This is a genomic window from Oceaniferula spumae (assembly GCF_042849255.1).
In the GTDB taxonomy this organism is placed as follows: Bacteria; Verrucomicrobiota; Verrucomicrobiia; order Verrucomicrobiales; family Akkermansiaceae; genus Oceaniferula; species Oceaniferula spumae.
Genome location: NZ_AP026866.1, coordinates 949,085 through 972,650, shown reverse-complemented (window position 1 = coordinate 972,650; position 23,566 = coordinate 949,085). Strand labels below are relative to the sequence as shown.

At 53.1% G+C, this 23,566-nt stretch carries 23 protein-coding genes and 1 tRNA gene; 14 read left to right on the top strand and 10 right to left on the bottom strand.

Going from position 1 to position 23,566, the window contains the following annotated elements; all coding sequences use genetic code 11:
- Positions 1 to 2: 2 nt before the first annotated feature.
- Positions 3 to 404 (bottom strand): phnA protein, encoded by a 402-nt coding sequence (locus ACSPJT_RS04175; protein WP_435895112.1) that lies wholly within the window; start codon positions 402 to 404, stop codon positions 3 to 5.
- A gap of 107 nt (positions 405 to 511) precedes the next feature.
- Between ACSPJT_RS04175 and ACSPJT_RS04170 the strand changes: the two genes are divergently transcribed.
- Together ACSPJT_RS04170 and ACSPJT_RS04165 are read left to right on the top strand one after the other, a co-directional pair.
- Entirely contained in the window at positions 512 to 1,414 is a 903-nt protein-coding gene (locus tag ACSPJT_RS04170; protein WP_435895111.1) for a LysR family transcriptional regulator, read from the top strand.
- 43 nt (positions 1,415 to 1,457) lie between these two features.
- On the top strand, positions 1,458 to 2,768 hold the full coding sequence (locus ACSPJT_RS04165) for a Gfo/Idh/MocA family protein (RefSeq protein ID WP_435895110.1): 1,311 nt from the start codon (positions 1,458 to 1,460) through the stop codon (positions 2,766 to 2,768).
- Positions 2,769 to 2,796: 28 nt separating this feature from the next.
- Here ACSPJT_RS04165 and ACSPJT_RS04160 read toward each other — a convergent pair whose 3' ends face one another.
- Positions 2,797 to 3,894, bottom strand: coding sequence for a pyridoxal-phosphate-dependent aminotransferase family protein (locus ACSPJT_RS04160; RefSeq protein ID WP_435895109.1), 1,098 nt, complete (start codon positions 3,892 to 3,894; stop codon positions 2,797 to 2,799).
- Positions 3,895 to 4,058: 164 nt separating this feature from the next.
- Here ACSPJT_RS04160 and ACSPJT_RS04155 point away from each other — a divergent pair, with 164 nt between their 5' ends.
- From ACSPJT_RS04155 to ACSPJT_RS04125, 7 genes are all read left to right on the top strand, one after another.
- A complete protein-coding gene (locus ACSPJT_RS04155; RefSeq protein ID WP_435895108.1) occupies positions 4,059 to 5,864 on the top strand; it encodes an asparagine synthase-related protein in 1,806 nt (601 codons plus the stop codon).
- Between the two features lie 88 nt (positions 5,865 to 5,952).
- A complete protein-coding gene (locus tag ACSPJT_RS04150) occupies positions 5,953 to 6,561 on the top strand; it encodes a formyltransferase family protein (protein ID WP_435895107.1) in 609 nt (202 codons plus the stop codon).
- Positions 6,562 to 6,725: 164 nt separating this feature from the next.
- Positions 6,726 to 7,067: a hypothetical protein gene (locus tag ACSPJT_RS04145; RefSeq protein ID WP_435895106.1), complete on the top strand. Its 342-nt coding sequence runs from the start codon at positions 6,726 to 6,728 to the stop codon at positions 7,065 to 7,067.
- A 38-nt stretch (positions 7,068 to 7,105) separates the two neighbouring features.
- On the top strand, positions 7,106 to 8,089 hold the full coding sequence (locus ACSPJT_RS04140) for a hypothetical protein (RefSeq protein ID WP_435895105.1): 984 nt from the start codon (positions 7,106 to 7,108) through the stop codon (positions 8,087 to 8,089).
- A gap of 26 nt (positions 8,090 to 8,115) precedes the next feature.
- Positions 8,116 to 9,192, top strand: a complete 1,077-nt coding sequence (locus ACSPJT_RS04135) for a hypothetical protein (protein WP_435895104.1) — start codon at positions 8,116 to 8,118, stop codon at positions 9,190 to 9,192.
- A gap of 119 nt (positions 9,193 to 9,311) precedes the next feature.
- On the top strand, positions 9,312 to 9,581 hold the full coding sequence (gene rpsO / locus ACSPJT_RS04130) for a 30S ribosomal protein S15 (RefSeq protein WP_435895103.1): 270 nt from the start codon (positions 9,312 to 9,314) through the stop codon (positions 9,579 to 9,581).
- Between the two features lie 278 nt (positions 9,582 to 9,859).
- Entirely contained in the window at positions 9,860 to 12,007 is a 2,148-nt protein-coding gene (locus tag ACSPJT_RS04125) for a polyribonucleotide nucleotidyltransferase (protein WP_435896173.1), read from the top strand.
- A gap of 75 nt (positions 12,008 to 12,082) precedes the next feature.
- Here ACSPJT_RS04125 and ACSPJT_RS04120 read toward each other — a convergent pair whose 3' ends face one another.
- On the bottom strand, positions 12,083 to 12,748 hold the full coding sequence (locus tag ACSPJT_RS04120; protein ID WP_435895102.1) for a metallophosphoesterase family protein: 666 nt from the start codon (positions 12,746 to 12,748) through the stop codon (positions 12,083 to 12,085).
- Between the two features lie 149 nt (positions 12,749 to 12,897).
- On the opposite strand from ACSPJT_RS04120, the gene ACSPJT_RS04115 reads away from it, so the two are divergent.
- Positions 12,898 to 14,295, top strand: a complete 1,398-nt coding sequence (locus ACSPJT_RS04115) for a TonB-dependent receptor (RefSeq protein WP_435895101.1) — start codon at positions 12,898 to 12,900, stop codon at positions 14,293 to 14,295.
- Positions 14,296 to 14,364: 69 nt separating this feature from the next.
- Here ACSPJT_RS04115 and ACSPJT_RS04110 read toward each other — a convergent pair.
- Positions 14,365 to 14,440, bottom strand: a tRNA-Phe gene (locus ACSPJT_RS04110).
- Between the two features lie 235 nt (positions 14,441 to 14,675).
- Between ACSPJT_RS04110 and ACSPJT_RS04105 the strand changes: the two genes are divergently transcribed.
- Positions 14,676 to 15,503, top strand: coding sequence for a glutaminyl-peptide cyclotransferase (locus tag ACSPJT_RS04105; protein ID WP_435895100.1), 828 nt, complete (start codon positions 14,676 to 14,678; stop codon positions 15,501 to 15,503).
- Positions 15,504 to 15,528: 25 nt separating this feature from the next.
- On the opposite strand, the gene ACSPJT_RS04100 is transcribed toward ACSPJT_RS04105, so the two are convergent.
- Together ACSPJT_RS04100 and ACSPJT_RS04095 are read right to left on the bottom strand one after the other, a co-directional pair.
- Positions 15,529 to 16,410, bottom strand: a complete 882-nt coding sequence (locus ACSPJT_RS04100) for a ParB/RepB/Spo0J family partition protein (RefSeq protein ID WP_435895099.1) — start codon at positions 16,408 to 16,410, stop codon at positions 15,529 to 15,531.
- A 103-nt stretch (positions 16,411 to 16,513) separates the two neighbouring features.
- On the bottom strand, positions 16,514 to 17,443 hold the full coding sequence (locus tag ACSPJT_RS04095) for a YitT family protein (protein WP_435895098.1): 930 nt from the start codon (positions 17,441 to 17,443) through the stop codon (positions 16,514 to 16,516).
- 3 nt (positions 17,444 to 17,446) lie between these two features.
- Here ACSPJT_RS04095 and ACSPJT_RS04090 point away from each other — a divergent pair, with 3 nt between their 5' ends.
- Genes ACSPJT_RS04090 through pyrF form a run of 3 tightly spaced genes read left to right on the top strand, consistent with a single transcriptional unit; the run spans position 17,447 to position 19,548 of the window.
- Entirely contained in the window at positions 17,447 to 18,121 is a 675-nt protein-coding gene (locus ACSPJT_RS04090; RefSeq protein WP_435895097.1) for a hypothetical protein, read from the top strand.
- Positions 18,122 to 18,153: 32 nt separating this feature from the next.
- On the top strand, positions 18,154 to 18,729 hold the full coding sequence (locus ACSPJT_RS04085) for an SET domain-containing protein (RefSeq protein ID WP_435895096.1): 576 nt from the start codon (positions 18,154 to 18,156) through the stop codon (positions 18,727 to 18,729).
- A gap of 48 nt (positions 18,730 to 18,777) precedes the next feature.
- Positions 18,778 to 19,548, top strand: coding sequence for an orotidine-5'-phosphate decarboxylase (pyrF, locus tag ACSPJT_RS04080; protein WP_435895095.1), 771 nt, complete (start codon positions 18,778 to 18,780; stop codon positions 19,546 to 19,548).
- 20 nt (positions 19,549 to 19,568) lie between these two features.
- On the opposite strand, the gene ACSPJT_RS04075 is transcribed toward pyrF, so the two are convergent.
- The 4 genes from ACSPJT_RS04075 to ACSPJT_RS04060 all read right to left on the bottom strand — a co-directional run bounded on the left by ACSPJT_RS04075 (position 19,569) and on the right by ACSPJT_RS04060 (position 23,526).
- Positions 19,569 to 20,588, bottom strand: a complete 1,020-nt coding sequence (locus tag ACSPJT_RS04075; RefSeq protein WP_435895094.1) for a hypothetical protein — start codon at positions 20,586 to 20,588, stop codon at positions 19,569 to 19,571.
- Between the two features lie 5 nt (positions 20,589 to 20,593).
- Entirely contained in the window at positions 20,594 to 22,009 is a 1,416-nt protein-coding gene (locus tag ACSPJT_RS04070) for an MBOAT family O-acyltransferase (protein WP_435895093.1), read from the bottom strand.
- A 119-nt stretch (positions 22,010 to 22,128) separates the two neighbouring features.
- Positions 22,129 to 22,797 carry a metallophosphoesterase family protein gene (locus tag ACSPJT_RS04065; RefSeq protein WP_435895092.1) on the bottom strand — a complete coding sequence of 223 codons (669 nt, stop codon included), beginning with the start codon at positions 22,795 to 22,797 and terminating at the stop codon, positions 22,129 to 22,131.
- A gap of 114 nt (positions 22,798 to 22,911) precedes the next feature.
- Entirely contained in the window at positions 22,912 to 23,526 is a 615-nt protein-coding gene (locus ACSPJT_RS04060; RefSeq protein ID WP_435895091.1) for a hypothetical protein, read from the bottom strand.
- Positions 23,527 to 23,566 lie beyond the last annotated feature (40 nt).

Genomic DNA, 23,566 nt, shown 5'->3' with positions numbered 1-23,566 from the left:
AATTATAGGGGCTTCGCGGCGGCTTGTTCTAACACAGCAAAATCCAAGTGAGCGTCATCAATGATGTCCTGAGCCCAGTTCTCTTGTTTGGCGATATGGCTAAGCAGACGGACCGCCATGATCTGCACGGCAGGGATATCACTCCATATCAGTTCCCCGAGCCTGCGCCATTGATCGGGAATGATTTTGTTAGGTTTGTTAATTTGATCGAGCACATCCTCAGAGACCATCAGGCAGCGGTTGAAGTCCGGTTCAGCGGGGGCAGGGGGGATTTCATAAATAACCAGCGGCACACCTGACGCACCGCTCAGTTCACACTTGGATTTCGCTCTTCGCGCCAGATCCTTGCCAAAGGCTGAGAGCGCCATTTGTCGTTGCTGGTTGGTATCATATCCCTTGGCCATAAAAACAGAATGATGAATTTTACGAGTGTTCGCAATCGCAAAGAGCCGTGCTGAGGTATTGATTTTTGAGGTTTGAAACTTGGAGTTTAATTCCTAAGCTGCACGCCATGAATGTTCACCATCTGGAGCTATTTTACTATGTGGCCAAGTATGAAGGTATTACTGCTGCTGTTAGAAAAATGCCCTATGGTATACAACAACCGGCAGTGAGCGGTCAGTTGCTGCAGTTGGAAAAAAGTCTGGGTGTTAAACTTTTTAACCGTCGCCCATTCAGCCTCACCACGGCTGGTGACGATCTTTACGATCACGTCTATCCGTTTTTCTCTCGCCTTAGTGATGTCGAGGAACGTTTGAAAGGGGAGGAGAGCAAACATCTCCGGATCGCGGCATCTGCATCGGTCTTGAGGCACCACCTGCCAGAACTGTTAGCTGAAATGCGCGATTCGATCCCAGGCCTAAGGCTGACTTTGCGCGATGTGGAGCCGTCCGATGTGCAGGACGTGTTAGTCAGGCAGCAAGCGGACATCGCCGTGAGTGTGATCCATCCGCGCATGGGCGATGGCCTGAATGCTGCGGAGCTGATGCGCTTGTCACTGGCTCTTTTGCTGCCCGCCAGTCACAAAGCTAAAAAATTGGCAGACCTACTAGAGGATGATGCCGGCACAATGACCTCAAAAACGCCCTTGGTTGGCCTGCCCGCTTATGAGGAGGTCAGTCAATTGTTTCAAAAGGAAATCGATAACCGAGGTGTGAACTGGCCGATCGCAGTCGAAGTAGACTCTCTGGATGGCGTGCAACAGTTTGTCCGCTGTGGATTCGGAGCAGGCATCACGGTGCGAATTCCTGGAGTGGATCTGCCCAAAGGAATGAAAGCCATCGATCTGGATGAGTTTCCTCCCTTGGTCATCGGAGTGGTCTATCAGGGTTCGCTAAAACCCATCGCCAGCGAGTTTCTCGAGGCCGCTACCGTTCGCGCACGTGCGTTGATGAAAAAGGCAGCCAAGAAATAGATCATGAAAGACTCGGGTGTGTAAGGGGGTATTTGCACTAATCATGCCCACATCAGATTCATCTCAAGATCCTTCAAATACTCTGCCGCGTCGCAAATTTGTGCAGACCTCTGCCGCAGCTACCCTTGCTGGTGTCGTTGGTCTTCCCCACATCTCGCGTGCAGCAGATGCGGTCAAAAACAAGGAACTCAAAATTGGCCTGATCGGCTGTGGTGGTCGAGGCACCGGTGCTGCCAGCCAAGCTCTTGCCGCCGATCCCAATGTGAAACTCTGGGCGATGGGGGATGTGTTCGCCCAGCAAGTGGAAACATCACACAAGAATCTGGTGCAGAAATACGCAGGCAAGATGGATGTGCCCGCTACCCGGCGCCACGTGGGTCTCGATGCTTACCAGAAAGTGATCAACTCTGGAGTCGATATCGTCCTGCTTGCCACGCCACCTGGTTTTAGACCCCAGCACTTGGCAGCAGCCGTGGAGGCTGGGAAAAACGTTTTCTCGGAAAAACCTATGGCCGTGGACATGGCCGGAGTGAAGTCTGTGCTAGAATCTGCCAAACTGGCCAAAAGCAAGGGCGTCTCCATCCAGCACGGCTTCTGCTGGCGTTTTGCTCCTGCCGTGCGCGCCGCCTACGAAAAAGTTCATTCCGGTGAACTCGGGCGTGTGATTTCCGTCTACGGGAATTATCTCGCCGCTGTTCCAAAGCCGATGATGGCGAGTAAGAACCGAGATGCCAAATGGTCCGATGTGGAATGGCAGATCCGGAACTGGATCGGTCACGAGTGGCTTTCCGGCGGGCCATTGGTCGAGCAGGCTGTTCATACTGTGGATAAAGTCGCTTGGGCGATGAACGATGTTGCTCCGATCGCTGCCGTCGCCACCGGTGGTCGTATTCAGCGCAACGATGACGGCGATATTTATGATCACTACAGCATCGCTTACGAATACCCGAATGGCGTGATCTGTCACCTCGATCAGCGACAGCTCACCGGATCACACACGGAGGTGGTGGACCGGGTATTCTGCGAGAAAGGCCGCATGATTGGCCCTGGCCGCCCGATGATTTACAATGCCTCCGGCAAGGCAACTTGGAGATTCCGTGGCAAGAAGATCAACATGTATCAGGCGTGCCATAACGAGTTCTTCGCTTCCCTTCGCGAAGGGAAAGTCATCAACGCCGGAGAGTATATGGCGAACTCGACAGCCTTGGCGCTGTTAGGTCGCGAGGCGGCGCACACCGGTAAGCGCATCACCTGGGATAAGCTGATGGCAAGTAACGACGACATGGCCGCCGATGAAATCAAGTGGGGCGACTCCCTTGATCCGTCCAAGGTGCCAGTTCCGGGTCGGGCATAGTTGCCCGCCCGGTGGCTGAGTCAAAATATTACATAAACTCAGGAAGCACGTCATCGAGAGCCTCGATGAGTTCCTGCATCGTCTCCACGGTTTCGTTACCCATGTTAGAGATGCGGAAGGTCGTTCCCTTGATCTTACCGTATCCGCCGTTGATCAGGAAATTATGTTTGGCTCTGAGCGCTTTGATAAAGCCTGAAACATCGATGTCTTTATTGTTGGCGATGGTGGTCAGAGTTTTGGAGCGATTGCCTTCGGGTGCGAAGTGTTCAAAGCCGTGTTTTTCCAGCCACTCATGAATCATGCCATTGAGTTTGGCGTGACGCGCGTAGCGGTTTTCCAAACCTTCGGAAATGAAGCTGTCGACCTGATGTTTAAGTCCGTAGAGCAAGGAGACGGCAGGAGTCGATGGGGTGTTGTTTTTCACCGCATTTTTCTCAAACTCGACAAAATCAAAGTAGTAGCCGCGGCCTTCGGTGGTCTCGGCGCGAGCCAGTGCCGCGTCAGAAATGGCGAATACCGCAAGGCCTGGAGGAAGGGCAAATGCTTTCTGCACACCTGCCAGCACGACATCGATGCCAAGCTTATCCATTTCAATCGGAACAGCTGAAAGCGAAGACACTGTGTCCACTACTAACAGCACATCAGGGAACTCCTTGACCACTGCGGCGATACCTTCGAGGTCGTTCATTACACCGGTGGATGTTTCATTGTGCACCAGAGTCACGGTATCAAAACCACCCTCCGAAAGCTTTGCGCGCACGGCTTCAGGGGAGATAGCTTCGCCCCACTCGACTTGAATTTTATCGGCTTCCTTGCCACAGCTTTGGGAAACGCCATACCACTTGTCAGAAAATGCTCCGCAGCAGAGGTTAAGCACTTTTTTCTGCACGAGGTTACGGATGGAACCTTCCATCACACCCCAGGCTGAGGATGTGGATAAATACACCGGACGCTCGGTGCCGAAGATTTGTTTCAGGCCGGGTTGGATGCTGGCGTAAAGTGCTTCGAAATCTCCGCCGCGGTGGCCGATCATTGGCTGGCACATGGCTTGATACGTTTCCGGAGAAATATCCACCGGACCGGGAATGAATAGCTTTGGAAGCTTGGTAGTAGTAGCGTTAGACATCGCGCCGCGATTATTCTCGTTCGCGCTGAGTTGTCAAAGACTGAGAGTGTCAGATTTTTGGTTCTGGCAAATGCTGGCAACCAAGTAGCTCTCCTGTCATCAGATGCTGCGTACCACAGTATCATTGTGCTTTAATGATATCTCCCAAGGTTTATCATGCGCCCATGCCCAGCTTTGTTTTCTTTTCTGATAGAGAGCCTAACCGTGCCGAGTCCACAAAACGCAAGCAAGTCCAGTGCATCGTGCCGACAGGATTTGAAAGAGTGAGAGGTGAGGTGGAAAGTCAGCACAGCACGCTGAGATGGCATTGCGGCGAACAGGTGCCTGTTGAGGTTCATCAATCCACAGGGAGTGGGTTCGCATTTCTGATGGGGGAAGCTATTGCCGAGGACTCAGACGACTACATCACCGCTGAGGAGCTGTTCCGCATGGTGAGGGAAAAGAAGGAGGATGCTGCTGTGCAATTATCCCGTCTGAGCGGCTTGTTTGCATGGATCGTTGTTCTCGACGATGAATCTGTCCACTGCGGCTGTGATCCGTTTGGCGTGTTCCCCGTTTATTATTTTCAGGAAAAAGACACCTTCGCTATCTCCACATCGCCGAAAGCCTTCCATGCTTTTCCTGAATACGATCGATCACTGGATCCCATCGGGTTTTCCCGCTATTTGTTAGAAAATGGATGTTCCAGCCATCGCACTCTGGAGAAATCCGGCAAGCGGTTGAATATGGCCGAGTCCATTAGTTATAGCCCGATCACTGGATCGCTTCGAAAAACTCAGCATGATTACCCAGGGAAAGATGTCGTCAAAGACGTCCACACATTAGCCGATGCAGTTGAGCTTTCCTCTCAGGCGTCGAGGCAGGCTGTTAAACGGCATGCTCAACGTTCGGTCACTTCTTGCATGCTGTCAGGCGGTTTGGATTCGCGCCATGTGTTGAGTTTGGCCCATGAGTTAGGTCATCAGCCAAAATGTGTGACTTTTGGCACTCGCACCTCGGAGGAAAATATCTGTGCTGGAAAAGTCGCTGGTAGGCTGAATCTGGAATGGGAGTGTTCTGAGCTTTTTGAAGGCGCTCCTGAGATTGCTTTGGACGATGAACTGAACCTGTTCTCGCTCGGTGGGGGATTCAACGGTGTCTCGCATTGGTGGGGTAAAGCGGAATCGATTGAAGGCACAAGGTGTTTGAAGGGCTTGTATTTGGATGTCACTTACGCGCCTTTTGCCCGCGAGCATGGAGACCTCACCTTTGGTAGCTATCGGTTCGCTCAGGAGACGTGGCTTCACTCTTTTGGCGTTCGTGCCAGCGAGTTGGCAGATCTTTATAAAGACAAGGAACTCATCGAGGGGCTCGATGCCGCGCTGTCTGAATGCCGAGCCGAGTGGGATGCTCTTACGGAGGATTCTTGTGAACGCCAATGGCAAACAATTTCTCGATACCGAGGGCGAGCTCATCTAGGGGGCATCCTCTGGAAAAATGCTTTCCATCATTGGCCGATCACACCAGCACTCGATGTGCCGTTGACTGAGGCGATTCGCCGAGTCGATGGTCAGCTCATCGCGAATCGGGTATTGCAGAAAGAGACGTTCAAGGCACTCCGTCCCGATTTGGCCGCCATTCCATTGGCTGCTGTGAAATCCTCGCCGCGCCCACTCATCGAGACATGGAAAAGTGGGTATTACAGAAGGATGTTCAAATTGCTGAGGAAAGGCCGCAAATTCAAAGAAAAACGTCTCCAATTTCTAGGAACTCCCGACGATGCCAAAATCCAATGCTGGAAGGAGGCCCGACGCCGAACCGTGGAACATCTGGAGCAGGGGAGCGAATTATTTCATGCTGATAAGACGAAGGCCAGCGTCAGCGACCTGTATGCAAGCGGAGAGAGGGTGAAATGGACTCGCAAAATGTATTCACAGCGGATGTTGGTCGGTGGGATATCGTGGCTGGCGAGTAGGGAGGGGGATCGATAATTTGACTCGCCCAGTAATCGATATGGAGAAGCCTTTGAGAATTTTGGTAATAGGGGATCCGTGCCTGAAGGATGAGATCAGCCACATTGTGGGGAGCTCGTCCGCTGATGTCTCCGTTGTAATCTGGCAGAAACAATCGGCGCATGCGCGTTCTCTCATCGAGGCTGCGTGGCGGGAGGAGGCTGGCTGGGACATTGCTTTCTCAGTGTATAGCGATTATGTGCTACCTTCGCGCGGGCTGGACCGGATTCGAGTCCCTCTGAACATTCACCCCGCGTTGCCAAGTCACCCTGGAGTCGGATACGATGTTCTGCCGCTGATTGATGGGGAGAAAAAGTGCGGGGCAACCATGCATTGGATGGACGAGCAAATCGATCATGGGGTCGTGCTGGAATCCTCCTCCATGGAGATTCCACAGAACGCCAATTACCCAGTGGTTAGAAAGTTAAACCAAATGGCGGTATTGAGTTTGTTTGAAAAATGGTTCCGACTTGCGACAGGGACTACACAGAGTGCATTTTTCGAGCGCCTACGGGTGCCTGTTTCCCAAGGTCGTGGCTGGACTGGGCCTTATGTTTCAGAAGCGGTCAGAACCGCCAAGCTGAACGATTTCCAGCGCATGGATCCAGTGAAATGGGAAAAGTATGAAATCCCGCCGGCCTTGATGAGTCCTCCCAGAAAGGTATCTAGAGCCTAGTGTTAGCAGAAATGGATGATTTCTCATGCGAGAGGAAAGCTAGGTCATATTTCGGTGAGAAATTTCCCCTTGCCCAAGATTGACTGAGTTAGATTCGCTTAGTAGACTTTTGACGAGCCTGATTCGCCACTTTTTTGACGGACGATAAGGCTGCATTCAGTCTTATGAAATCCTCAGTACCTGCACGAACTGTCATCACCCGCCTGTTGTGTTTCGCACTCGCGGCCTTCGCTCTCACATCATGTGAGGACAAGGAACTCGTCAAAAAGAACGAAGAACTTCGCCTCCAACTCAGTGAGCTTGAGAAAAAAGTCGATCTCATGGAGATCAACGCCGGTGAGGACCCCGGTGATCAAACGGCCGCTCTCAACAAAACCAACAGCGAACTCCGCAAAGCCATGGCTGAACTCGAAGCCCTTGATAATGAGAAAGACGAGTTGGAGAAAAAGCATGCCAAGATGGAAGAGGAGCTGCGCAAATACCAAAAAGAATATCGCATCCAGTAGTCGCCATTATTTTTTAATCACCCAACCATTTTTCTATCATGTTAAGCGATTTACTTACCAGTTCTCGTGGTCCTGGTGTCATTGGCACCTTTTTAGCACTCATTGTGTTAGTCGGTTTCGGCACGCTGATGATGGTGGTTTCTGACGATTCAGGCGGCAGTGGCCTGAACGCAGACATTAAGGCCAAGGAGAGTGCTATCAAGGCTCTCGAAGGCAGAACCAAGCACTGGCAAACCGCCGCAGTTGAATATGATGCCAGACGGAAACAAGCCGATGAACTTGAATCACTGAAAAACAAATTGAAACGCAAAGCCTCTGAGATTCCAACTAAGCAGGCCGAGGTCGCAGCTGCGAAAGAGAGCATTGTGAAGCTCAATGAGGAGTTTGAGGCTTACAAAGAGAAATACCGTATCGCCGAGCGCGCACGCGCCGCAGGCGAGAAAATGGAGACCCTGACCACGACAGATGGCAAAGTCTACGAGCAGGTGAAAGTGCTTGAGGTGACAGCCTTGGGTATGAAAATCATGCACAAGTCTGGAAACACCCGGGTGCACTACGAACGTCTTCCAACTGAAATGCAGGACCGTTTCCAGTTCACCAAAGAGGCAGCCGCAGTGATTGCCAAACGCGAGGCCGCCAATGTGGCCAGCTCTGTGAAAAAAGCCGATGGTTATCACACGGCAGTCGCCATTCGCGATCTGAATCACAAGATCCGAACGCATCGCGAGAACATTTCCAAGTGGAAGAGCAAAACGGCAAGTTTACAGTCTCAGATTTTATCGAACGATAGCTCAGCACAAGCTGCATTGGAAAGTGCGCGCCAATACCGTGAACTCTACGCTCAAGGTCGTCGCGGGTTGACACTCGATAATGCCAAAAAGGCTGAGCGTAAGGCTGAACGTTATCGGGCCAGCTCTGACTCGGCACGCCGCGAGATTTCTGCGATGAGCAGACGGATTTCAGAGTCTACTACTGAGATCTCCAAGTTGCAGAAAGAACTCAGCGAAATCACTTCCAAGTAATCTTGGTCAGAACAGAACCCCACGTCATGAAAAACCCCTTTACCAGAGACGACTCCTCCATCGTCATCAGTACGATGGTCGGTATTATTATATTGGTCTTTGTTGCCCTTGGACTGTCCTTGGTCGCCGAAGGGGGGATTTCACTGCCCCGGTTTTCTTCATCGTCTGCAAAACTCCGCACTGAGAACGATGCTCTAAGGCGCCGTATCAACAATCTCGAAGTGCGCATCCATAGCCGTGAACAGAAACAGAAGCTGGCTGAAGCTAACCGAAAGCAAGCGGCATTGGTGGTCGAACTGAAGTCACAGCTGGAAAGTGCCACGACTGAGATTGGAATTTTACAGAACCTGATCAAGACCAACAATGAGTCGATCGAACTCATCAGTAAGGGGAAGGAGACACATCGGCTGCGCTACCGCGATCACATCCGAGCGACTGCACCCGGAGCGACCTTCGATTCGATCACGAACCGTCTAGGCAAGGAATATAAGGATGTGCGGATCGTGGATGTTTCTCCACTAGGAATCTCGATTTCCCACAGCACCGGAGCTTCCCGACTCGATTTCAGGGAAATGCCCGAAGACTGGAGAAAAAAATACATGTTCACCGCCAATGAGGTGGCTGCCGCAGTGGCCATCGAGCAAAAGCGCGAAGCCCGCACGAGGCAGGAAATTGCCCGCCGTGAAAGAGAAACGCAGAAAATCAGGCAGAATGATGCCCGTCGGCACGAAATCGACAACCTGCGTAGTCAGATCGCATCCCTTGCGATGAAATATTCGTCCGCCAAGCTGGAAGCAAGCCTCGCTCAGAACAAAGTAACGGCACAAGCGAACCTCAACCGGAGTCGCGCCTTTGCTCGGTCGAATTACGGCTATCGTTCCTACAACTCCAGAACCGGCACCTATCAGTCCGGCTACTATCGGCCTAGATATCGTATCACAGTGAATGCCCGCCAGTCTGTTCCCGGGAGTCTTGAGACCTGGGAGGGGAGGTCCGTGCGTTACCAGCGCGCCGCAACTCGATACGCCTCCCAACTCGCGAGCCTGCGTTCCCGTCTGGCATCGCTTGATCCGAGCTATCAGCCTGTGCCGGTGAACAATTAACGGGCTTCTTGCGGGGCACTGTGGAAAACCCTTGCAATTCTGCGGTTTTCTGATTTATTCCCCGCCTCCCGAACAAGGGCTGACCGGCAAGGAGCTGGTCATGAACACAACAAAATACTATGAGCAAAGCAAATATCGCCATCGACTTCGATCCAGCAGACTTCAAACAACACGAGTCTGACACTGGCAGCGCCGATTACCAAATCGCCGTTCTTACCAAGCGGATCAAGCACCTCACCGAGCACATGGGAACTCACAAGAAGGACTTCGCCAGCCGCCGCGGACTTCTCACCATGGTTGCCCAGCGTCGCAAACTTCTCGATTACCTCAAGGGACAATCAGAAGAGCGTTACGCAGAACTGATTAAAGGCCTCGGTCTCCGTCGCTAAACCACTTTCGCCAAACGGTCACGGATCTCCGTGGCCGTTTTGCTTATCCAGCCCACGGAACGAACCACTTGTCTCATCGTTTCTCTGGGTTGGGCATTGCCTTTGAATACTTTCCGCGTTTCTAACAAACGCATCCATCTTTCCCAGTCCTGCTTCGCCAGGCTGGAGGCTTTGCCCAGAATCAACGAGACGCCCGCCCCCTACTGAACAAAAATACAGCGCGCACACGGCGCGACGGGGGCAACCAAACTAAAAGAAGAAAAAGAAGTAATATGAATATGAACATTGAAAAAATAACGATCCCCGTGGGATCAAACCCGATCACTCTCGAGACGGGTAAACTGGCCAAGTTGGCCGACGGCGCCGTTCAGGTGCAGTCAGGAGAAACCGTGCTGCTCGTCACCGCCGTTTCCCAAACCAAAATCCGTGAGGGCCAGACCTGGTTCCCATTGTCCGTTGAATACAAAGAGCGCGCTGCTGCCGCTGGTGTTTTCCCTGGTGGCTACTTCAAGCGCGAAGGACGTCCTACCGAAAAGGAAATCCTCACCTGCCGCATGACCGACCGTCCACTGCGTCCGCTTTTCCCCAAAGGCTATCTCTACGACACCCAAATCGTCGCACTCATGCTCGCCGCTGACGGCGTCAACGATGCCGACATCCTCTCCATGAACGGCGCATCCGCCGCCCTCTGCATCTCAGACATCCCATTCGCTGGCGCCATCGGTGCTGTGCGCGTAGGCCGTGTTGATGGTGAGTTCATCGTGAACCCAACCTTCGAACAGCGCGAAGACAGCGATCTCGACCTCGTTTACGTCGGTAACAAAACCGAGTGTATCATGATCGAAGGTGCTGCGAACGAAATCCCAGACGCGGAATTCGTCAAGGCTCTCCACTTCGCCCAGAGCCAAGTGGCCATCATCGTTGATGCCATCGAAGGATTTGCTGCCAAAGTCGGCAAGCCTAAGCGCGAATACACCGTCACCGTTGCCAAGGAAGACCTCCTTGAAATCGCTTACGAAGTTGCTGGCGACCGCATCGAAGACGCCATCTACGCCCCTAACAAGGTTGAGCGTGGTAAGAAAGTCGGCGCCCTGCGCGACGAAGTCGAAGCCACCCTCAAGGAGCGCGTTCCTAACGTTTCCGAGTTCGAAATCGAGCAGTGCTTCGAGTACATCCAGAAAAAGGCATTCCGCATCGCCATCATGGAAAAAGGCATCCGTGCCGACGGCCGTGACATCGATACCCTCCGCCCACTCTACGCCGAAGCCGGCACTCTTCCACGCGTTCATGGTTCGTCCATCTTCGCCCGTGGTGAGACTCAGGCTCTGGCAACCGCCACACTGGCACCCGCCGACGAGCGTCAATACTTTGACAACTACGCCGGTGGTGAGGACAGCAAGCGCTTCATCCTTCACTACAGCTTCCCTCCGTTCTCCGTGGGTGAAGCCGGTCGCTTCGGTGGCCTGAACCGTCGTGAAATCGGTCACGGTGCGCTCGCCGAGCGTTCCATCGAGCCAGTCATCCCAGCCGAAGAAGACTTCCCATACGCGATGCGTGTGACTTCCGAGGTGCTTGAGTCAAACGGCTCATCTTCCATGGCCACCGTTTGTTCCGGAGTCATGGCTCTGCTCGATGCTGGTGTGCCACTGATCCGCCCTGTGGGTGCGATCGCCGTTGGTCTTGTCACCGAGATGGACGAAAACGACAACATCAAGGAATACAAGACCCTGCTCGACATCATCGGATCCGAGGACTTCTACGGCGACATGGACTTCAAACTCTGTGGCACCAGCGAAGGTATCACCGGCTACCAGCTTGACCTCAAGCTCCCAGGTGTTCCTCTTTCCATCCTCGAAGAAGCCGTGGTCAAGGCCGCCGGCGGACGTGAGAAGGTGCTTACCAAGATGCACGAAACCATCGCCACCCCAGCCGCTCTCTCCGAGCACGCTCCACGCATCGAATCTACCAAGATCGATCCAGAGCGCATCGGTGAACTCATCGGACCAGGAGGTAAGAACATCAAAGGCATCCAGGCTGAGTCCGGTGCTGACATCAACATCGAGGACGACGGCACTGTGCACGTTTACGCTTCCAAGAAGGAGTCCCTCGATCGTGCGATGGAGATGATCAAGCAGATGTTCGCGGAAGTCGAAGTCGGCACGGTTTACACCGGTCAAATCGTCTCCACCACGAACTTCGGTGCCTTCATGCAGATCATGCCCGGCAAAGACGGCCTCATCCACATCTCCGAGCTGGCCGAAGGCCGTGTGGAGAAGACCGAGGACGTGGTCAAAAAAGGCGACACCGTCACTGCCAAGTGCATTGGCGTCGATGACCGCGGTCGCGTCAAGATGTCCATCCGCGCTGCCGCCCGCGAGGCCAAGCAGCAGGAAGCATCAGACGCCCCTGAAACTGTCGAAGCGTAATCGCATAGTCAGCTAACAAACAATCATCAACGGCGAGTCACGAAAGTGGCTCGCCGTTTTTTTTAGTGGCATGATCTAGGTGAGATCTTCCAACTGCATCGTCCGGCTCTGACCTTGTTCATTGGTCTGCCAGATTTGGCCGCTGTCCACATCCAGAGCACTTAGCCAACCTCCGCCATAGGCACAGGTGTCCAGGCAGATGGCGTGGCCGATATTGGTGGGGAGGTCGCCTTGGACGGTGTGACCGCAGACGATGGTTTTACCTGAAATATGCGGCTGCTGGCTGTAGAAGCGTTGGTAGTAATACGTTTCCTGATCCTGCATATCCACCGGAGTCTGGCTGGCGATACCTGCATGTACGAGGATGTGGTTCTCAAGTTCGTGATAGAGTTCCGCAGAGCGAATGAATTCCCAGTGTTCGTCAGGGACATCCTCGAAGCCTCCGCCATAGGAATCCAATGTGTCTTGGCCTCCACAGAGATCGCTTAGGAATCGGGCCCGATCCTTCCTCGTCTCAAGCGCTCGGATCATTTGGATTTCATGATTACCCATCAGGTGCACCAAGTTGTGATCCTTTTTAAACTCCAGTAGCGAGTCGATCACCGCCTTCGAGTCGGGGCCACGGTCCACATAGTCTCCCAGCGTCACGATGAGATCGTCTCCGCTTGGGTGGATGATCTCCAGCATGGTCATCAGTGCGCGATGGCAGCCGTGAATGTCTCCGATGGCGATTCTTTGCATGGGTGGTGTTCGTGGTGGTGAATTCAGGGAGAAGTCTGCGGAAAAAGAAAAAAACGGAGACCGAGTAAACAAGCGATAAACCGTCTGTCTCTTTACTCACTGATATTTTCTACCGGTACTCGCACGCATTCTGCTGAATCATTTTCATCATGGCAAACACGGAAAAAACAAAGACTTTAGACAAGGCGCTTCAGGTGAATCTCGACCCCAAACGTTACGGCACATTTGCGGAAATTGGCGCCGGTCAGGAGGTGGTGCGATGGTTCTTCCGCGCTGGAGCCGCAGCTGGCACTATTTCCAAAAGCATTTCTGCCTACGATATGAAGGTGAGCGATGCGATCTACGGCCAATGCCAGCGCTATGTCTGTCGCGACCGACTCGAAAGCATGCTCGAGTATGAGCAGGATCTGAATTTGGAACGCTTGAAAACCGAGCGAGGAGACACCACTGCCTTCTTCACCTTCGCCGATACCGTCTCAGCGCGGAACTACCACGGCACCAACGAGTGCCACGGATGGATGGGTGTGCGTTTTCAGGCTCATCCTCGCGATGAAAGCAGCCAGATCATCATTCACGTGCGGATGTTAGACACCACCAATGCCCTGCAACAAGAGGCGCTGGGTGTCGTGGGGGTGAACCTGCTCTACGGCGCCTGCATGCTGCACCACAGCCCGGACCAGTTGATCGAGTCGCTCTTGGATAACCTCAGTACGGCGCGCATTGAGATTGATATGATCGAGTTCTCCGGCATCGAATTCCGCCATGTGGATAATCGATTGATGAGTCTGAAACTTGTGCAGCTCGGTCTCACCAGTGCCGCCATGTTTGGCGCGGAAGGGAAAGTGCTGCAGCCATCTGAGGTTCTGCGGAAAAAAGCGGTACTGGTCGAACGCGGAAGTTTCCGGCCGGTGTGCAACACCAACATCGACATCATGCGCTGCGCCTATGAACAATTTATGGCGGAGCCGGGAGTCGATCCGGACTCGACGATTCAGATCATGGAAATCACCATGAGTAATCTGATGGCGGATGGCCAGATCGACTACCGTGACTTCCTCGCACGGGCCGACATGTTAGTGGCCTGCGGAATGACGGTGCTGATCTCGGACTATTTCCAATACTTCCGTCTGGGTGCCTACCTGAGGCGCTACACCAAGAAGAAGATTGGCATTACCATGGGCATCGGCAGCGTGCGTGAGTTGTTTGATGAAAAATATTACACTGCTCTGGATGGAGGGATTCTCGAGTCGTTTGGCCGCTTGTTTAAAAATGACCTAAAACTTTACGTCTATCCGCTCAAGGACGCAGCTAAGAAGGAACTGGTGACCATCGATAACCTTGAAGTCTCTGATGAGCTGAAAAACCTCTATCACTACCTGATCGATCGTGGCTGCATCGAGCAGCTCAACAACTACGATGAGAGCTGCCTTGAGGTCTTCTCCAGAGATGTGCTCGCCAAGATCGCCGCAGGAGACAAGAGCTGGGAAAACATGGTGCCGGATGAAGTGGCCAAGGTGATCAAAGCCCGTGGTTACTTCGCCGCCTAGGATTAGAAACGAAGAATCAGGGCAAAAAAAATCCCGCCTTTCAAAGGGCGGGAGATCATAAGTTGAGAATGGTGGCTCCACTCGGATTCGAACCAAGGACACGCGGATTTTCAATCCGCTGCTCTACCAACTGAGCTATGGAGCCTTCACACTGTTACAACGTGAATTGCGCCGAGGCGCGGGAGGGGTTTAGTTCCTGAAGGTAGGAATGACAATAGAAAAATAAACCAATTTGCTTTATTTTTGCAGAAGTATCCCACGCATCGTTAGGGCGAGCGGTGAGGGGGGCATGGCGGCTGAGAATTTGCTGACAAGCCCATGAATAATGGCTTGCAGAGCGTTGGCTTGATGATAGCGGTGAACGAGTGAATTTTGACTGTATGAAACTGTTGCTAGGCTGGCTGGTCTTGTCCGTGGCAGCGTGCAAAGATAAACCTGAAGCAACGAGCACACCACCGAGTGAACCAGCGGTAGCGGTGCAGGATGGTCAAGCTCCGGAGTGGAAGTCACACCAGTGGTCAAAGTATGAAGTGGTGCGAGAGCTCCCGCACGACACCGCAGCCTACACCCAGGGCTTGCTGCTCTCTGACGGTCACTGGATGGAAAGCACTGGGGGCTTCGGGGCATCGAGCATCAGACGTGTGGAAAAGGCGACCGGTAAGGTGTTGAAGCTTGAATTATTAGGTAAGAATTTTTTTGGAGAAGGATTAACCCAATTCGGAGACAAGTTCTATCAGCTCACTTGGCAGAGTCATCAAGGTTTTGTTTACGATGCCAAGAGCCTGAAGAGGCTGAGTAAGTTTAATTACCAAGGCGAAGGGTGGGGGCTGACTACCGATGGTAAATCTTTGATCATGAGTGATGGAAGTGACCGGTTGCGCTTTCTTGATCCAAAGACCTTCAAAGTGACCCGTGAGATCTTTGTGAGCTACCGAGGAAAGTCGGTAATCAGACTGAATGAACTCGAATTCGTCGAAGGGGAGATCTTTGCCAATGTATGGCACACCGAACAGATCGTTCGCATCAACCCAGTGGATGGCAACGTAGTGGGAGTGATTGAACTCACTGGGATTTATCCGGATGCAGGCAAGAAGCATCCTGAATACGTGCTGAATGGAATTGCCTATGATGCCGAGAGCAAGGAACTCTACGTGACTGGCAAATGCTGGCCGAAGATCTATCAGATCCGGCTAGTGAAAGTGAGGTGAGCAGGTTTCTGCTGCGTAGCACCAACTATAGCTCCACGCCTAACAGGTCAAGGATGCGCTGCAGGTCATCGTTGCCGTAATAGCTGAGTTCGATTTTACCTTTTTTCGGAGTGTGAGTGAGTTTCACCTTGGTGGCAAAACGTTCACGCAGCGTGCTCTGGATCTGTTTGATCACGGCATCGGCCTCACGGCTGTTGGAGTTTGATCCACGCGACTTCTTCGGATTCAGCATCTCTTTGGTGAGCTGCTCGGCCGAGCGGACGGTGAGGTTTTTCTTGAGAATTTGATCAGCGGCGAGGCATTGGCTTTCGTGGTCTTTGATGCCGAGAATCGCCTTGGCATGACCTACGCTTAAGCGACCGTGTGCCACGTGGTCCTGAATGTCAGGGTGAAGCTCCATCAGGCGCATGGCGTTTGCCACGGCGGCACGTGATTTACCCACGCGTTTGGCGATCGTTTCCTGCTTCATCTCAAACTCCTTGGCGAGGCGAACATAACCCTGGGCTTCCTCGATTGGGTCGAGGTCCTTGCGTTGGATGTTTTCGATCAGTGCCATCTCTAACACCTCGTGATCAGTCGCCTCCCGAATGCGGATGGGGACGACCTTCAGGCCGAGTTTGGTGGAGGCCCGCCAACGCCGCTCACCAGCGATCAGTTCGAGCTTCCCATTGACCGGACGGACGATCAGCGGCTGGATGATGCCGTGCTGGCTGATGGATTCCATCAACTCGTCCAACTGGCCTTCAGCGAAGTGTTTACGAGGCTGCAGGGGGCTGGGAATGATATCGGTGATAGGCACCTGTGCGTCCGAAGGGAGTGGATCACCTTGCTCAGGAGTGGTTTCTGTGCTGGCTGGCTGCTTTTTGATAAGCGCGCCTAATCCCTTTCCAAGTGCCTTCTTTGCCATAGGCGAGGAGAATAGGCGCAATTCAGAACGATTTGCAAAGCCGATTTTGACGGAACCGGAGAAAAGATGTGAAGCGCATGGGTTTGCCTGTTCGGGCGATGTCCTATCCGTGGTTTTGGAAACCATAGCCGAGGACCTCCGAGGCATCGCTGATAATGGTAAATGCTCCTGGATCGATACGGCGAACATTTCTCCTCAGCCTGGCCACCTTGGCCCGCGGCACCACGCTGACAACGAGCGTTCGCTCATCGCCGCTGTGTGCTCCTTCCGCCTTGAGAACCGTCGCACCACAATCAAGATGGGTGAGTAGCATTTCACGCATGCTATTTTCCTCAGTGGTAATAATCGTCACGGATTTGGCGGAGCCTAGGCCAGACTGAACGACATCGATAGCTTTACTCAGAGAAACGACGCTGAGCAGGGCTAGCATCGCTTGTTCAGCACCAAAAAATGCTCCAGCAGCGATGACCACAGCGCCGTCGAAAATAAGCATGCAGCGGCTGATCGGGATGCCGAAATAATGAGACGCCATCCGTGCGAGAATGGAAAACCCGCCGACGGTTGCATTAGCGCGGAAAATAATGCCCAGCCCGATGCCACAGGTGAATCCTCCAAAAATAGCTGCCAGAACTGAGTTTTCCACCGGAAGCGACCACCAGTCCCTGGTCAGAAAAATGGCCAGTGGCAGCAGAATCGCACCCGCGAGTGAGTTGATGGTCGCCTTTTTTCCCAAGACCATCCAGCCAATGAAAAATATAGGAATACCCACAATCCACTGGGTCAACGACGGGTCGAATCCAGTTTGCTGCTGAACGAGCAGCGAGAAACCGGGCAAGCCACCGGTGACAATTCGATTTGTCGCGAGAATGGCGTTAAAGCCCCATGCCAGCACGAAAATACCGCTGAGCAGCATCAGCACACGTAGTAATGGGTGAATGGTAGATCGTTCCATAATATTGCGTTGATTGTGGAGATTACTGGCCTCGGAGCCACGCTTGACTTTCCAGTCAGCTGTGAGAATGAATAGGGGCACAGGATGAATATTAAAACACTCTTTTTTACTCCCGCACTGATCTCCACGCTTGTCAGCATTTCACTGACAAGTTCATCTCCCGCTCAAGAAATCGGTGGGGGCGCGGTGGCAGTCGACCCGATGATCTCAGACTCAGCCAGAGCTGCTGTGCAAAAACTGGGTGTCGAGATGATCAAAGGTAACTTCCAGTATAGTATCGACCGCATTTACCCACGATGGAAACGCCGCTTGGCGATGAGAAACGGGGGAATGGAAAAGCTCGATGCCGCTCTCGCTCAATCAGTCCAAGGACAAATCAAGATGCAGATGAAGGTGGTTGGCTACCAAGTAGGCCAACCGACTGCCTTTTTCAGTGTCTGGCGTGCTAAGAAGATCGATGCCGCTACCGGCAAACCCGTTATCGATGCCACGGGACGCGAAGTTATCGTGACACACTGGCTGGCAGTTGTTCCCACTGTGATTCGCGTGAAAGTTCCCGATCCGAACATGGGGGGTAAAATTCGTGAAATCGAAGAGAGCACTTACAGTCTAGCCATCTCTGAAAAGGGCAGCAATGACTGGTATTTCATGACGGGCATGAAGCCCACAGTGCAAGATTTGCGGAGTTTGTTCCCATCGTTGCCAGCTGATGAAAAAGCCCTTCATCTTCCTCCTTCCAAAGCGAGGGAAATCAAGTAAAGTCTGCGCGTCACTCAACGACATTACTCGTCATGGCCAAAAAGAAAAAATTCGAGCGCGAAGCCGAGCTGGTTCGTAAGTTCAGGAAACTCTACAAGCGCGCTCAGAGCGACCTCTGTGAGGTTCGTGGCTCCGAGATCCATGGCCGTGGTGTTTACGCCACTCAGGACATCGCCAAGGAAACTGAAATCATCGAATACGTCGGCGAACCGATCAATAAGGAGATCAGCGAAGATCGTGCCTGGGATCAATACGCCCGCGCCGAGGAGCATGGTGATGCCGCAGTTTACATTTTCACCCTTGATGATGAATGGGACATTGATGGTAACGTGCCTTGGAACACCGCTCGCCTGATCAACCATTCCTGCGATCCCAACTGTGAGGCTTGGATCATCGGGAGGAAAATTTATATTTACTCCCTCACCGACATTAAGGCTGGGGACGAACTCACCTTCGATTACGGATTCGATATCGAGAGCTATGAGGATCATCCTTGCCGCTGTGGCAAGGACAACTGCATCGGCTACATCGTCACTCAGGAGCAGTGGCCGGAATTGCGTCGTCGATTGGCTAAAAAAGCGGGAAAAACTGAAAAAGCGTCGGCCTGATGCTCGCTTGATTGTTGCCATTCCGCCCGTTCGCCGCTAGACACGGCCATGCGCTACGCGGAAAAACTGCAACAAAGAATCTCTGAGGTCGGATCCCGCCTCTGTGTTGGAATCGACCCTCGTCCGGAGCTCTCCGGTGGCGTCGATGAAGTCCCTGAATTCCTTCGCCGCGTAGTCGGAGAAACCGCTGAGTATGCTGCCGCTTTCAAGCCTAACATGGCCTATTTCGAAGCCATGGGCCTGCGCGGTATCGAGATGTTGCAGGAAATGTTACAGGAGATGCCCAAGGAAGTCCCTGTCATCCTCGACGCCAAACGTTCCGATATCGGTGAGACTCAGAAATACTACGCGAAGTCATATTTTGAAAATTGGAATGTCGATGCTGTGACGCTAAACCCATTCCTCGGTTACGATTCAATCGAGCCCTTCCTCGATTGGGAAGGAAAGGGGATCTACCTTCTCGCAGTGACTTCCAATGCCGGCAGTGCAGATTTCCAACGCCAGAAACTCGCCGATGGGCGGTTTGTTTTCGAACTCGTTCAAGAGTTAGGAAAGCGCGCCAACTCCGAATCACGCGCCACAGATGTTGGTTACGTAGTTGGTTTAACCAACGCCAGCGAAGAAGTCCTCGAGCGCATCGCCGACAGTCCCTTACTCATCCCCGGACTCGGTGCCCAAGGTGGTGACCTCGCCAGCCTAGAAGGCAAAAACCGCACCGCTCCTGACGTGGTGAACGTCTCACGAGGTATCACCTACAAGGACATGGACAAGTCCTTCGCTGAAAAAGCAAAGGCGTGGAGCGAGCAGTTGGCTGTGTAATCGGTAATGATCCGTCCGATCTATTCCCCCATCTGATCCTTCAGCTGCCCAGCCATCCACTCGCTGAACTTCACCTTGCCGGTTTCCCCCAGGTGGTAGCCGTCTGAAAAGTCCTCCGGTGTCATGCCGGGGATGCGGCGGGCATCCAGCACGGTCATGCCTTCGGCTTCTATGATTTTCTGTGCCTCCGGATTGAAGTCCCACACTTCCGGCTGAGGCATTGGAACGAAGAAAATTTTCACGCCGTGTTTTATAGCCTCGGCGATAAATCGTTTCATTCGGTCATAGCTCTCCTGATCGTCGGTGGGCACCGCCTTGCCAGGATCTTTTTCTATGGCGAACTGTTGCTTCCGTTTCCTGCCATCGGCCACCAGTCGGTTGTTACGGTTGAGCCCCGCTTTGTAGTCGGCGATCAATGTCTGAAGAATTCCGAGCTGGTGTTCCGGCTGGTCACCTTCGAGCGCACTGACGTGGCATAGCACAGATTGACTGATGCTGTGGAAGTCCTGCAGGTCGGTTTCCCAGAGCACTGGCAAGTCCTCGCCTGCGACGAAGTGCCGTGAAAGTCGCCGTAGCTTGATCGCTTCTTGGTCGTGAATATGGTGCGCGACAAATCCGACCACCAAGTAATCGGGGTGACTGTCGGTATCGGTGAAATAGCGGCGGTAGAGGTAAACCCAGTCTAGCATCGCGGTGCCAACCGGCGTCACTTTGGCGGATTCAATCTCAGGCCCGTCGATGACTTCGAGCTCGGATTGCACCAACTCCTGATCGAGCCCGTGCAACATCAGTGAGTTGCCGAAGAAAACGACCTTGGGATTTCCCGACTGATCCGCCTTTTCCTCAAGATTTTCAATCACTTTTGGAAAGGCGAAAATGTTCTCCCGATCAAAATCCAGCACCGGCGCAATGATCCGAGCGATCAGTTCCAGCACCAGCACAAAGGCCAGCACCACCATCACCACACGCATCTCCAACAGCCATGACGGAGCGTGGGCGTCCGTTGGCAGGGCATCGTAGTCGTGATGTTTGTTAGCCATGGTGGTTAGAATTGGAAATAGATGAACTGCCCGAAGACTGGAGGAGGGAAGACGATCAGCATGAAGACGAAGTAGCAGTAAGCCGCAGCCCGCCAGCCCCAGCGCACGGTTTCGAGTCGGCGTAGGGTGTGCGCCTTATCCAGCCAGATTTCGTAGATCATCAGAGGAAGGCAGAAGAAGAGAATCATCCGTAGCCCGTAGTTTGCCAACGGTGTCATTTCCTGATGGGTGAATACTAGTGTCAGCATCTCCCATGCCTGCGCCAGAGAGTCCGCGCGGAAGAATAACCACGTTAGACAGACGAGGTGGAAAAAGAACAGCGTGGCCACGATGCGACCCCAGAGCTTTGGCAGTTTCACCCGGTCGCCTAGCATCCGGTAAATGCAGAGAATTGCTCCGTGCAGCCCGCCCCAGATGAGGAAGGTCCAGCCAGCACCATGCCAGAGACCGCCTAACAGCATCGTGATCATCAGGTTCCGATAAACCATGAGCTTGCTGCCACGATTGCCACCGAGCGGAATGTAGAGGTAGTCGCGTAGCCACGAAGAAAGCGAGATGTGCCAACGCTGCCAGAAGTCCGATGGGTTCCGAGCCAGATAGGGCATGCGGAAATTGGTCATCAGATCGATGCCCAGCCACTTTGAGACGCCTCGGGCGATGGAGGAGTAACCCGCGAAATCACCGTAAATTTGAAACGCGAAACAATACACTCCCACCAATGCCTCCGTGCCGGTTAGTTCTCCCTCTTCAGCTGCGAAGATGCCATCCGCGATGAATCCCAGATTGTCTCCCACCACCACTTTTAGGAACAAACCTAACATCACCAGATACAAACCCTCCGAGAAGTCACCACGCGGCCGATCTTTTCTCGAGTTGGTGATCTGGGGCATCAGCGAAGACGAGCGCTCAATCGGCCCTGCCACCAGCTGTGGGAAATAGGCAACGTAGAGAGCGAAGTCCGTGATGGATTTGGTCGCCTTAATCTGTCCCCGATAAACGTCGATGGTGTAGGACATCGTCTGGAAGGTGTAGAATGATATCCCCACCGGCAGGATGATGTTCAGCATCTTGATATCGGCATTGAACCCCAGCCAAGTCAGCAGCTCCGCCGCACTTTCGGCGAAAAACCCAAAGTACTTGAAGTAACCGAGCAGTCCCAGAGATACCACCGCAGACGCCGCCATCAGCCACTTGTGCCGTTTTGGATCGTCGCTCTTCTCCATCCCAATTGCGGTGAAATAATTCACCAGAGTGGTCGTGAGGATCAGCGGTAGAAAGCGCCAGTCCCAGCAGGCGTAGAAGAAATAACTCGCGCCCAGCAGCATCAGATTCTGGCCACGGTGCGGCAGCATGCGATAGATCACCCAGACCAGGGCGAAAAAAAGCCAGAACGCATAGCTGTTGAAGAGCACGGGCTCCATGTAAGTTCTAAATCGTAAAAGCCAAACCCCAAATTAACGAAAAACGCGACTTAGGCAGTATTCTGAACGAGTAGATACAACTTCCGTGCTCCGCCAAGTGAGCTTGATCAGAGGCCTGACTAACCGACTGGATCGAGCTCGCCGCGGCGGCTTTCGCCAAGTTCATTCGCCTGCCAATACTCACCGCTCATCACATCCAAGCAGGTGAGCCAGCCATCTTCGGCATAGACGTGGGTGTCGATACAGACCGCGCCGGGCTGCACACTCGGCAGACCATCCTTCTGGGCGGTGTGTCCACAGACGATGGTTTTTCCTGATTCGTGAGGCTGGTTTTGAGAAAACTTCATCCAGTACAACGACAATGGCGGCTGTTCTTTCAGGGGAAGGTCCGCGCTCAGTCCTGCATGCACAAAAATGTGATTCTCCGTTTCATACCATGACTCCAGCGACTTCAAAAATTTCCAGTAGAGTTTTGGAATTTCATGCACATCCTCAACCCCAAAGGATTCCAACGTCTGGTAGCCACCGTTGGCCGCCCAGAAATGAAATTGGTCAGCTGTGCTGCGAGCCTCTTCCATCATCGACTCATGATTTCCTCTCAGGGTGATGAGTTGATGCGTTTTCCTGAGTTCGATCAGATAATCGATCACTCCTCTCGAACTGTCGCCACGATCGACATAATCACCCAGCGTGATCAGCGTGTCTTCCGGAGTCACTCCAGCGACCTCAACGAGGGTCTTGAGTGCTGTCAGGCAGCCGTGGATGTCACCGATGGCGAGAGTGCGCATGGACATAGCTTGGACTGACCGGAGTGTGGGAACGAGTTTATTATGGATAAGAGCACTGGTTATGGTGTCATTAACCAATGCTCAGAGTTATGTTAGGGACTGTTTCCCCTACACTTACTCAGCTATGGTGATGGTGATTTTCCCATGATCCACCTCGATGTCCTTGATTCCATCGGCGATGCGATTGTTGGAGAGGTTGATGCCCAGCTCACCGATCAAGTTCTTGCCTTTGAGATCGGCCAGCCAAGCATTGGGAAGAGAGATACCCCAGACCGTGAGGTCGTCGAGAATGATGGCAGGCTGATTCTGCTCATCGGTGAGTTTAAAGCGGGCCTTGGCCTTGAGCGTACGACCACCGACTACGGGGATCTCCTCATCCAGATCGGTCCGAATACGGGCGTGGATGGCGCTGTTAGCGAGTTCGAAACGTACTTTGTCGCCCATGCCGGTGTTGTTATGGAACAGGGCATTGACCTCTTTTTCAGTGAGAACCAGAACTTTTCCGCCCGGTTCATATTTACGCTCTTGGACGACTTCCATTTTCTGATCGAGAGCGCGTTGCTCGGCTTGATCGAGAACCACGGGTTTGATCGGGCGGTTGCTCCACCAGTAATAGGCGGCTCCTGCGGATACCATCAGCAGGGCCATGACGCCGATGATGATCAGAACTTTGCGTTTACCGCCACGGCGGGGCGGGCTAAGAGGGGCAGGATTTTCAGTGTTGCTCATGGTAAATAGGACGGTTGTTGCTGAAGTATAAGTCACATCA

Excerpts from the sequence above, each read along its gene's own strand:
- ACSPJT_RS04170 (WP_435895111.1), top strand. The coding sequence starts at position 512 with ATGAATGTTCACCATCTGGAGCTATTTTACTATGTGGCCAAGTATGAA.
- ACSPJT_RS04105 (WP_435895100.1), top strand. The coding sequence starts at position 14,676 with ATGAAACTGTTGCTAGGCTGGCTGGTCTTGTCCGTGGCAGCGTGCAAA.
- ACSPJT_RS04085 (WP_435895096.1), top strand. The coding sequence starts at position 18,154 with ATGGCCAAAAAGAAAAAATTCGAGCGCGAAGCCGAGCTGGTTCGTAAG.
- ACSPJT_RS04060 (WP_435895091.1), bottom strand. The coding sequence starts at position 23,526 with ATGAGCAACACTGAAAATCCTGCCCCTCTTAGCCCGCCCCGCCGTGGC.
- pyrF (WP_435895095.1), top strand. The coding sequence starts at position 18,778 with ATGCGCTACGCGGAAAAACTGCAACAAAGAATCTCTGAGGTCGGATCC.
- ACSPJT_RS04065 (WP_435895092.1), bottom strand. The coding sequence starts at position 22,797 with ATGCGCACTCTCGCCATCGGTGACATCCACGGCTGCCTGACAGCACTC.
- ACSPJT_RS04100 (WP_435895099.1), bottom strand. The coding sequence starts at position 16,410 with ATGGCAAAGAAGGCACTTGGAAAGGGATTAGGCGCGCTTATCAAAAAG.
- ACSPJT_RS04120 (WP_435895102.1), bottom strand. The coding sequence starts at position 12,748 with ATGCAAAGAATCGCCATCGGAGACATTCACGGCTGCCATCGCGCACTG.
- ACSPJT_RS04075 (WP_435895094.1), bottom strand. The coding sequence starts at position 20,588 with ATGGCTAACAAACATCACGACTACGATGCCCTGCCAACGGACGCCCAC.
- rpsO (WP_435895103.1), top strand. The coding sequence starts at position 9,312 with ATGAGCAAAGCAAATATCGCCATCGACTTCGATCCAGCAGACTTCAAA.
- ACSPJT_RS04155 (WP_435895108.1), top strand. The coding sequence starts at position 4,059 with ATGCCCAGCTTTGTTTTCTTTTCTGATAGAGAGCCTAACCGTGCCGAG.
- ACSPJT_RS04070 (WP_435895093.1), bottom strand. The coding sequence starts at position 22,009 with ATGGAGCCCGTGCTCTTCAACAGCTATGCGTTCTGGCTTTTTTTCGCC.
- ACSPJT_RS04115 (WP_435895101.1), top strand. The coding sequence starts at position 12,898 with ATGGCAAACACGGAAAAAACAAAGACTTTAGACAAGGCGCTTCAGGTG.
- ACSPJT_RS04140 (WP_435895105.1), top strand. The coding sequence starts at position 7,106 with ATGTTAAGCGATTTACTTACCAGTTCTCGTGGTCCTGGTGTCATTGGC.
- ACSPJT_RS04135 (WP_435895104.1), top strand. The coding sequence starts at position 8,116 with ATGAAAAACCCCTTTACCAGAGACGACTCCTCCATCGTCATCAGTACG.
- ACSPJT_RS04165 (WP_435895110.1), top strand. The coding sequence starts at position 1,458 with ATGCCCACATCAGATTCATCTCAAGATCCTTCAAATACTCTGCCGCGT.
- ACSPJT_RS04145 (WP_435895106.1), top strand. The coding sequence starts at position 6,726 with ATGAAATCCTCAGTACCTGCACGAACTGTCATCACCCGCCTGTTGTGT.
- ACSPJT_RS04090 (WP_435895097.1), top strand. The coding sequence starts at position 17,447 with ATGAATATTAAAACACTCTTTTTTACTCCCGCACTGATCTCCACGCTT.
- ACSPJT_RS04125 (WP_435896173.1), top strand. The coding sequence starts at position 9,860 with ATGAACATTGAAAAAATAACGATCCCCGTGGGATCAAACCCGATCACT.
- ACSPJT_RS04160 (WP_435895109.1), bottom strand. The coding sequence starts at position 3,894 with ATGTCTAACGCTACTACTACCAAGCTTCCAAAGCTATTCATTCCCGGT.
- ACSPJT_RS04175 (WP_435895112.1), bottom strand. The coding sequence starts at position 404 with ATGGCCAAGGGATATGATACCAACCAGCAACGACAAATGGCGCTCTCA.